At 44.6% G+C, this 9,184-nt stretch carries 10 protein-coding genes; 3 read left to right on the top strand and 7 right to left on the bottom strand.

Features of this window, described 5'->3' with window-relative positions; all coding sequences use genetic code 11:
* From AB4496_RS19100 to AB4496_RS19125, 6 genes are all read right to left on the bottom strand, one after another.
* Positions 1-379 (bottom strand): alpha/beta fold hydrolase (locus tag AB4496_RS19100; protein ID WP_372131636.1); only part of this gene is annotated, 379 nt, incomplete at its 3' end.
* 47 nt (positions 380-426) lie between these two features.
* Complete coding sequence (locus tag AB4496_RS19105; protein WP_009847301.1) at positions 427-987, bottom strand: Slp family lipoprotein; 561 nt, start codon at positions 985-987, stop codon at positions 427-429.
* 39 nt (positions 988-1,026) lie between these two features.
* A complete protein-coding gene (locus AB4496_RS19110) occupies positions 1,027-1,332 on the bottom strand; it encodes a hypothetical protein (RefSeq protein WP_009847302.1) in 306 nt (101 codons plus the stop codon).
* A gap of 93 nt (positions 1,333-1,425) precedes the next feature.
* Positions 1,426-2,127: a tRNA (adenosine(37)-N6)-threonylcarbamoyltransferase complex dimerization subunit type 1 TsaB gene (gene tsaB / locus AB4496_RS19115; RefSeq protein ID WP_009847303.1), complete on the bottom strand. Its 702-nt coding sequence runs from the start codon at positions 2,125-2,127 to the stop codon at positions 1,426-1,428.
* Positions 2,128-2,185: 58 nt separating this feature from the next.
* A complete protein-coding gene (locus AB4496_RS19120) occupies positions 2,186-4,114 on the bottom strand; it encodes an ATP-dependent DNA helicase (protein WP_009847304.1) in 1,929 nt (642 codons plus the stop codon).
* Positions 4,115-4,264: 150 nt separating this feature from the next.
* Positions 4,265-4,465, bottom strand: coding sequence for a hypothetical protein (locus AB4496_RS19125; protein ID WP_009847305.1), 201 nt, complete (start codon positions 4,463-4,465; stop codon positions 4,265-4,267).
* Between the two features lie 300 nt (positions 4,466-4,765).
* Between AB4496_RS19125 and purU the strand changes: the two genes are divergently transcribed.
* Positions 4,766-5,599 (top strand): formyltetrahydrofolate deformylase, encoded by an 834-nt coding sequence (gene purU, locus AB4496_RS19130; protein WP_012604522.1) that lies wholly within the window; start codon positions 4,766-4,768, stop codon positions 5,597-5,599.
* A 312-nt stretch (positions 5,600-5,911) separates the two neighbouring features.
* Here purU and AB4496_RS19135 read toward each other — a convergent pair whose 3' ends face one another.
* Positions 5,912-6,508 carry a VOC family protein gene (locus AB4496_RS19135; protein WP_009847307.1) on the bottom strand — a complete coding sequence of 199 codons (597 nt, stop codon included), beginning with the start codon at positions 6,506-6,508 and terminating at the stop codon, positions 5,912-5,914.
* Between the two features lie 349 nt (positions 6,509-6,857).
* Between AB4496_RS19135 and argS the strand changes: the two genes are divergently transcribed.
* Both argS and AB4496_RS19145 read left to right on the top strand, forming a co-directional pair.
* The gene (argS, locus tag AB4496_RS19140) at positions 6,858-8,591 is read left to right on the top strand and encodes an arginine--tRNA ligase (protein ID WP_009847308.1); all 1,734 of its coding nucleotides are present in this window, start codon (positions 6,858-6,860) and stop codon (positions 8,589-8,591) included.
* A 106-nt stretch (positions 8,592-8,697) separates the two neighbouring features.
* Entirely contained in the window at positions 8,698-9,126 is a 429-nt protein-coding gene (locus AB4496_RS19145; protein ID WP_009847309.1) for an HIT domain-containing protein, read from the top strand.
* Positions 9,127-9,184: the final 58 nt, after the last annotated feature.

The following is a 9,184-nucleotide window of genomic DNA, read 5'->3' on the forward strand; positions in this document are numbered from 1 at the left end:
CAATTTGAATTAATCCTGACACATTTTCAGGAAAGGCGGCACTATAGCAACTTGCTATCAATGCACCAAGTGAATGTCCTACCAGCACCAGTCTGTTTGGCGATAATTTGGTCACTAGCTGGTGTAAATCATCAATATAGTCGTGAAATGGGTAGTAACTCCCCGACTTATGCGACGAGAAACCGTGCCCAAAAAGATCGATCGCAACCAAGTGAGTATCTGGAGAAAGCTTAGAGACTTGCTGCATGACCTGAGTAAAACTTGCGGAATTGTCTAGCCAGCCATGAATAAAAACGACCGTCGTTACGGTCGTTTGTGGGTTGCCAATCTGTTGTGTTGCAAGTGTCCCGCTCGCAAGGGAATATGACTGTTCAATCATTGATAGTATGGTGTCCCTGTCATTGGGTATGTCGAGTTAAGGTTCGACTATTGCACATCTTGAATCACACGCCCTGACTTAGGCATGGTTTGAAAACTGCGACAATGTAAACTGCGGCAAGAGTAGTAAGTTGGCGCAAAGTCATTAATAACCACTCTTTCAGTGATCTGCCATAAACGTTGATTGTAGACATTCATGACTGGGAAAGTGTAAGGGTATTCACCAACCATACCGTCTTCAGTGCTATTTGATGTGCCAACTAAAGTAACTAAACGACCCTCAGCAAAGCTCAATGGTTCAACATAGCCGTCAATGTAACCAACAAAACGTCCTTTTGGTTCGGCATCAATATCAGGCTTACCACTACTAGAGATAGGTAAGTTCACCACTTCAACACGCGTTTTATCTTTCAGATTAGTGACTTTAGCAATCACGCCACCCAAACGAACATCACCGGCATCCGGTAGTGTGTTTACCCACTCTTGGTAGTCAGTTACCACCTGTTCTGAGTTTGCATTAAGTTCTTTAGGTAAAGAGGAGCACCCCATCACCATCGTAGAGAAAGCGACAAGGAAAAATAAGCGAGATTTAGATATGAGAGAATACATAATGCAGCTCCTTAGAGCAGGATAAATGAAAACACAAAGCTAGATATAAATATCGACCCCAATTAGCTTTGCAAGTTCCTCTTTTTTAGCTTGATTCATCACATCCATATACTCCTCCATCGCACGTCGTCCGCGCCCTTCTGGAAGATCATATTGAATCTGAGCCTTGTGAATCTCAGACTCTTTGACCTGGCGAATAGAATGCGAGACAGCATTCGCAACCTTAGTTGGCTGACCAACAGAGGTCTTTGCATCGCCTTTTTTTACCTCATTCTTTTTGTTGGTTCGATTGGTTTTAGATGTATTGCCTATCGAAGAAGGAGGTAAGCCGTTGATTGAAACCATGCTTAAAGAGTTTATTACCTGACTTTAATGATTGTGTATCTAATTTTAATAACGGCTCTACAAAATAAACTGCAGAGCCAAAGTAATACGTATTTACTCGCGACCAGGCAGTTTTTTCCAAGTCACTTTATCACGTAGGTAAACCGGCTCAGACTCTTCAGCAGCAACCGCTTTGCCTTCAGCATAAGCAAATTGAGCAAGGAACGCCATGTCTTGAGCTTCTGGGAATAGCACTTCACACACTTTGGTGTTGATCGCTAGTGTGTCCATGTGCTCTGCATATGCTTCCCAACCTGTGCCTACTTTTGCCCATGTGTTGGAGTCCGCTTCAAGCTGTTCAGCCAATTCGCTTGGAGGCGTTACACATTCCGCATCGACCGCAGTCCAACGACCATCATCTTCACGGCTGTAACGAGCCCAGTAAACTTCACTCATGCGAGCATCAATTGCTGTTGCAACATGAGTTTCGCCAAATTTACGGTAGCTGCCTTGCGCCATCGCTGCCAGTGTAGACACACCGATCATCGGCAAATCAGCACCAAAAGCTAAGCCTTGAGCAATACCAATGCCAATACGTACACCCGTGAAACTGCCCGGGCCTTGGCCAAACGCGATCGCGTCGATATCGGTTAAAGCAATATTCGCTTCTTTCAGTACTTCATCAACCATAGGTAGAATTTTTTTCGTATGGTCTCGAGGTGCCTCTTCGCTACGTGCGAACACCTGGTCACCAATTACTAGTGCAACTGAACAGTTTTCAGTTGCGGTATCTACTGCAAGAATTTTCGCGCTCATTTGTGTCTCAAATATTCGTTATCTAATCTAAAATAATGGCTAAGCTCAACAATGCCAATTACTCAGCAGCGGTTGAATGGTCTTTAGCTAAGAATTCTTTAATGATCCCTAAGTCACGGGTACGTGGGATAGGCGGTAAACTCGCCAAAAACACACCACCGTAATCGCGGGTCACCAAGCGGTTATCGCAAATAATTAAAGCGCCATTGTCACGTTTATCACGTATTAATCGGCCAACACCTTGTTTCAAGGTAATCACTGCGTCTGGTAACTGTACTTGTGCAAAAGGATCACCCCCTTTTAACTTACAGTCCTCGATTCGAGCCTTAAGTAAAGGGTCATCAGGGGCTGTAAAGGGCAATTTATCGATGATAACACAGCTTAATGCGTCGCCCCTAACATCTATCCCCTCCCAGAAAGCGCCAGTAGCCACCAGCAATGCGTTACCTAATTCCATGAATTCGGCTAAGGTTTTTTGCTTACTTGTCTCACCTTGCAGCAGAACTGGAACCGAGAGCGTTTCGCGGAACCGTTCACCCAACTCTTTCATCATGCTGTGTGAGGTACATAAGAAGAAACAGCGACCTTGGTTTTGCTCAATCACAGGGGTCAGCATTCTTACTAGCTTGTCCGCTAAGCCCGGGCTATTCGGTTCTGGTAGATAGCGAGGCACGCACAAACGCGCCTGATTTGGGTAATCAAACGGGCTCGGTAGTGAAAATTGTGCTGACGGTTTTAGCCCAAGCCGTGAGGTGAAATGGTCGAAATCGTCCGACACCGCCAAAGTTGCAGAGGTAAACACCCAAGCACCCGGTTTTAGCTCAATCTTCTCATGGAATTTGTCGGCGACTGAGAGTGGCGTGATGTGCAAAGCAAAGTGTCGTGGCGTGGTGTCATACCAATACGAATAACCAGTAATCGACACGTCACATACACGTTCGATACGCGACTTAATCATGGTTGCACGCTCGAAAGCCGTGTCTAACAACTGGCTTCGACCCAATGCTAATTTCAATACATCAACGGCCAATTGCAACGCATCTTGTAAGCGAACTAACTCTCTCGCAATCGACTCTGACTTCAATGCTTCACGCCAGTTACCGCGAAAGCCCGTATCGCCAAGCACAATGCGTAGATCGGCTGACGATTGAACGAGCCTATCCCCTACTTTCTGCAGTTGGCGCATGTCTTTGGCTTCAGTTCGGTAAGCAATTTCAATGTCCTTGGCTAGCTCTTGGATCTGTCGGCTGGAAACCGATTGTCCGAAGTATTGGCTAGCGATATCGGGAAGTTGGTGCGCTTCATCGAAGATAAACACATCGGCTTCAGGTATCAGCTCACCAAACCCGGTTTCTTTGATCGCTAAATCCGCGAGAAACAAGTGGTGGTTCACTACAACAACATCAGAATCCATCGCTTTTTTACGCGCCTTCAGCACAAAGCAATCGGTGTAGCTTGGGCACTCTTTGCCTAAGCAGTTGTCGTTAGTCGAGGTAATGGTTGGAATGACCGGGCTATCTTCAGCAATATCATCACAGTCACCTAAATCGCCAGTTTGAGTCGCGGACGACCAGCTGCGCACTTTCACCAACTGAGCTAACAGCGTTGGATCGGTGTGAGTGCCATGGCTCTCGATCATTTGACGACTGAGCCTGTCCAAGCACAAATAGTTTGAACGGCCTTTGAGTAACGCAACCTGACCATAAAAACCAAGCGCATCGACCATCAATGGTAAATCTCGGTGAAACAGCTGTTCTTGAAGGTTTTTAGACCCCGTACTGATGATCGTTTTCTTACCACTCAGCAGTGCTGGCACTAGATAAGCAAACGTCTTACCTGTTCCCGTTCCCGCTTCAACGACCAATTGGCTCTGTTGTTCAATAGCCTGTGAAACCGCTTCAGCCATGTCTAGCTGAGCTTGTCGAGGTTGGAACCCAGGGATCGCTTTACCCAAAGCACCATCAGCAGAAAACGTTTTAGATATCATAGAGTACGAAGTTTAGAAAAATAGAAGGCGAATTATGGCAGGTTTAGTGAGCCGGCGCGAATCAAGAATGACTTCGCACCGGAGGTGTTTGGTTTGGGTTAAGCTACCTAGAAGGTAAGAATTGAAGAAATAAAAATCAAAGAATCGTTATTATTTTCGGCTGAGATAACGCGACAACCAAGGGGCGCCTTCAAAATGATTATCGCAAGGCTGCATGGCTTTCACTGCATCGGTTGGTGAGGTTTTACTTTCCCACATTTCATCTAGAACATTACCATCTAACTCTGTACTTCCCGCTAATGAATTCACTCGTTTGCAGTACAGTTTTTTTGCTAGTAACTCTTTATCCATAAGTATCACCTCTATTTTTGGCCAAAGCGTCAATGCCTCGGTTGAAGTTCAAATGCGTACTACGGTCAAAACTTGAAAAATGAAGCTTCTGCCTTTTTTTCTATCGAAAAACTGATATTTCTATATAAAACAATTTATCGATGCGATAAATGAGCAGCAGAATTTGTTGAAACCAACTTGATAATAGATTAATTATAACGGTGATACTGCGGCTCAGTTCACCGTTCGACGGCCTGCATTAAATTTTGAAGAATCCCGATTTCATATAATAAGTGCAACATTCATGGAAGTAAGATGCAAATGGAAAGAAAAACTTTATTAACACATTGTACTGACGCCCCAGGCCTCATCTCAAAGATCACCAACATTTGTTATAAGCACCAACTCAATATTATTCACAATAATGAGTTCGTTGATAACACAAGTGGCCACTTCTTTATGCGCACAGAGCTAGAGGGCTACTTCAATGACGAAACCTTACTCGCCGATTTAGACCAAGCCCTGCCAGAAAACACAAAACGTAAGCTGGTTGATTCATCTCGTAAGCGTGTTGTGATTCTGGTAACTAAAGAAGCACACTGCCTTGGCGATATTCTGATGAAGAACTTCGATGGCAGTTTAGATGTTGATATTGCGGCAGTAGTTGGTAACTACGATACACTGCAAAGCCTAACCGAGCGTTTTGATATCCCTTACCACCATGTTTCTCACGAAGGATTAAACCGTGAAGAGCATGAGAAGAAGATGTTGGAAGTCATTGACCAGTATGAGGCGGACTATCTAGTGCTTGCTAAATACATGCGAGTGCTGACGCCGGGGTTTGTTGAGAAGTACAACCACAAAATCATCAACATTCACCACAGTTTCTTGCCTGCATTCATTGGTGCTAAGCCATACCAGCAAGCTTACGAGCGCGGTGTGAAGATCATTGGTGCAACGGCACACTTTGTGACAAACGATCTCGATGAAGGTCCAATCATCAAGCAAGATGTTATCCCAGTGGATCACAATTTCAGCGCGAAAGACATGGCACAAGCGGGTCGTGACGTAGAGAAGAACGTGTTGAGTAAGGCTTTAAACAAAGTGATCAATGATCACGTGTTTGTTTACGGCAACAAGACCGTGATTCTGTAGATCGGAGGTTCGATTTCAGGTAAGACTTCCAGTTAGAACCCAATAAAAAACGCGCAATAGGGTTAATCCATTGCGCGTTTTTTGTATCTGATGATCTGACTAGCTTTATGAGATTCCCGACTACGCTCCTTCGTCGCTATCGGGAATGACGAATTCGGTAAGAACCTTCTAACCGTAGACTCTGACATACGCCCTCGAACGCTCAGACTGTCAGCATCTAAAGATAGACCTGGCAAACACCATCAAACACCCCGTAATTCCGACGAGCCTTGGTGAGTTCAGGAATCTATTCCCAGCAACTATCCAATCAAATTAGGCCTGTTCTGACTCAACAATCTTCTTCAAAGAGTGTGGATGCAGCTTAATGCAAATCCCTTGATGCTTGAATGCAACCGTTGGATTATTCAAACGTTCCCCCTCACCTTTCGGGCTAGAGAGTTTTATCTTAATGCCTTGATCTGCCAAATTTTCAAACTTAGCAGCGAACTGCGGGTAAGTCTCTTTAAGGTCTGCTAGATACTCATCGGCCGTTTGTGCGTGAGAAGGAATCACAAACTCTACATGCTCCCAATCTTGGCTCGGGTAAATCTTGCCTTCAGCTGGGTATGGAAGCTCTAAACATTCAATCTTCCAACCAAGGCTTTGCAATGGTTTATCGAAAGCCAACACCACAATGGGACGACCATTGATCATCGCTTCTGAAATCGTAGAGCCGTATTCAGACCATGCTTGATGTGCTGATTTCGCAAGCTCAGTTTCATTGATTCTTAATGCAATATGATCCGCTTGAGCAAAGCTTAAATCCAAACCCAGCACATTTCCGAGGTTCTCAATTTTCGTCATAAACGTATCAAGGCGTGCAATCATTTGTTGTGGTTCTAGTTCTGCTTGCTTCAGGCTCATCGTCATTGTCTATGTTCTCCAAATAATGGCAGCATGGTATCAGTTTTACTTCCAGCAACAAGCGCTGCTTTGACAAAAAACACTCAAAAAGTACCGTGTCTTACTTTCCTAAATAGACAAACTTGGCTTGGTCAAAGTTGATTGTCAAAAACCCCTCAGGAAATGTTAATTTTCTATCAATTCGACCTATAAGAAAGCCCACAAAATTGGTATGATTAACGCCATTTTTGTGAACTTAAACAGAGTCTGTTGTTCATTTCAGCATTAAATCGTTAACTAGAAGCATAATTAGCCAAATTTAATGCCCACGAAATAACGGCTACTCTTATTCATCCTTGAATTGAAGGAAACGCGTGTGAATATCCAAGCACTGATTAATGACAAAGTATCTCAGGCTCTAGAAGCCGCTGGCGCACCTGCAGGCTCTCCTGCGGCTGTCCGTCAATCTGCAAAACCACAATTTGGTGACTACCAAGCAAACGGCATTATGGGTGTTGCTAAACGACTAGGCACTAACCCTCGAGAATTTGCTCAAAAAGTATTGGACGTTCTAAACCTAGACGGTATCGCTTCTAAAGTTGAAATCGCAGGTCCAGGTTTCCTAAACATCTTCCTAGATGAAACGTTCCTGGCACAACAAGCAGACGCAGCGCTTGCTGACTCTCGCCTTGGTGTTTCAGCCGCAGAAGCACAAACGATTGTTGCTGACTACTCAGCTCCAAACGTTGCAAAAGAAATGCACGTAGGCCACTTACGTTCAACGATCATCGGTGATGCTGTTGTTCGTACACTTGAGTTCTTAGGTCACAAAGTTATCCGTGCTAACCACATTGGTGACTGGGGTACTCAATTCGGTATGCTTATCGCAAACCTTGAGCGCATCCAAGCTGAAACTGGTGAAGTTTCAATGGAACTGTCAGATCTTGAGCAGTTCTACCGTGAATCTAAAAAGCTTTACGACGAAGACGAAGAATTCGCTGTGAAAGCTCGTGGCTACGTAGTGAAACTGCAAGGTGGCGACGCATACTGTGCTGAAATGTGGAAAAAGCTTGTTGACGTAACCATGGTTCAAAACCAACGTAACTACGATCGCCTGAACGTATCACTAACACGTGATGATGTGATGGGTGAAAGTATGTACAACCATATGCTTTCAAACATCGTTTCTGACCTACAAACACAAGGTCTAGCAAAAGAGTCTGACGGCGCACAAGTTGTATTCCTAGACGAATACAAAAACAAAGATGGCGACCCTATGGGCGTTATCGTGCAAAAACGTGACGGTGGCTTCCTATACACCACCACCGATATTGCCTGTGCTAAATATCGTTTTGAAGAACTGGGCGCAGATCGCGTACTTTACTTCATCGACTCTCGTCAGCACCAACACCTAATGCAAGCTTGGACTATCGTTCGTAAAGCGGGTTATGTTCCTGAGTCTGTATCTCTTGAGCACCACGCGTTCGGCATGATGCTAGGTAAAGATGGTAAGCCATTTAAAACTCGTGCTGGCGGTACAGTGCGTCTTGCTGACCTTCTGGACGAAGCAGAAGTACGTGCAACTCAGCTGATTGAATCTAAAAACCCTGAGCTAGCAGAAGACGAGAAGAAAACCATTGCGAACACAGTAGCAATGGCAGCAGTTAAATACGCAGACCTTTCTAAGCACCGTACCACTGATTACGTGTTCGACTGGGAAAACATGCTGGCATTTGAAGGCAACACAGCACCGTACATGCAGTACGCATACACTCGTGTCGCTTCAATCTTTGCTAAAGCAGGCATTTCTATGGACTCTCTAGAAGGTGAAATCAAAATCACTGAAGAGAAAGAGAAAGCCCTTATCGCGAAACTTCTACAATTTGAAGAAGCGGTACAGTCTGTTGCTCGTGAAGGTCAACCACACATCATGTGTAGCTACCTGTTCGAACTTGCTGGTCAATTCTCTAGCTTCTACGAAGCATGCCCTATCCTTGTGGCTGAAGATGAAACCGTTAAACAGAGCCGCCTGAAGCTTGCTGCACTGACAGCTAAGACTATCAAGCAAGGTCTGTCGCTTCTAGGTATCGAAACTCTAGAGCGTATGTAATCCCCTTCGGGTTACAATGAATAAATACAAAGGTTGATGTGAGAGCATCAACCTTTTGTTTTATCTAACGTATACTGAATTCAAGAAATCGAAATGGATAATAATAATGAGCTTTGAACTTCACCCACAGTTAGCAAAAGACACCACGCTTATTGGCGAATTTCCACTAAGCTTGGCGCTGCTAAGCAAAGACAGTGCAGTGCCTTGGGTTATCTTGGTACCCAAACGCGCCAACCTAAAAGAGTTGCACCATCTACCAATGAAAGAACAACAGCAGTTCTTGCTTGAGTCTCAAGCGGTAAGCCAAGCATTAGAAGCGACATTCCAACCAGACAAATTAAACCTAGGCGCGCTAGGTAACATGGTGCCACAACTGCACATTCACCATATTGCGCGTTTCAAAAATGACATCGCATGGCCAGGACCAGTATGGGGAAACACTAAAGGTGAGCAGCGTACGGAAGAAGAACAAGCTGCAATCCATACTCGTATCCAAAACGTTTTGTCGCTGAGTTCTATCTTCAAGAAGGCGTAATTTGAGTTGGTCTCATTGAGCTTTAAAACAAGACAGTTCAGATAAGACACATAACAAA

Origin of the sequence: Vibrio sp. 10N.222.46.A1 (assembly GCF_041473595.1) — a bacterium.
Lineage (GTDB): Bacteria > Pseudomonadota > Gammaproteobacteria > Enterobacterales > Vibrionaceae > Vibrio > Vibrio tasmaniensis_A.

What these genes read in the sequence shown, in the direction of transcription:
- AB4496_RS19105 (WP_009847301.1), bottom strand. Translation starts at nt 987, where the DNA reads ATGTATTCTCTCATATCTAAATCTCGCTTATTTTTCCTTGTCGCTTTC.
- AB4496_RS19110 (WP_009847302.1), bottom strand. Translation starts at nt 1,332, where the DNA reads ATGGTTTCAATCAACGGCTTACCTCCTTCTTCGATAGGCAATACATCT.
- tsaB (WP_009847303.1), bottom strand. Translation starts at nt 2,127, where the DNA reads ATGAGCGCGAAAATTCTTGCAGTAGATACCGCAACTGAAAACTGTTCA.
- AB4496_RS19120 (WP_009847304.1), bottom strand. Translation starts at nt 4,114, where the DNA reads ATGATATCTAAAACGTTTTCTGCTGATGGTGCTTTGGGTAAAGCGATC.
- AB4496_RS19125 (WP_009847305.1), bottom strand. Translation starts at nt 4,465, where the DNA reads ATGGATAAAGAGTTACTAGCAAAAAAACTGTACTGCAAACGAGTGAAT.
- purU (WP_012604522.1), top strand. Translation starts at nt 4,766, where the DNA reads ATGGAAAGAAAAACTTTATTAACACATTGTACTGACGCCCCAGGCCTC.
- AB4496_RS19135 (WP_009847307.1), bottom strand. Translation starts at nt 6,508, where the DNA reads ATGACGATGAGCCTGAAGCAAGCAGAACTAGAACCACAACAAATGATT.
- AB4496_RS19145 (WP_009847309.1), top strand. Translation starts at nt 8,698, where the DNA reads ATGAGCTTTGAACTTCACCCACAGTTAGCAAAAGACACCACGCTTATT.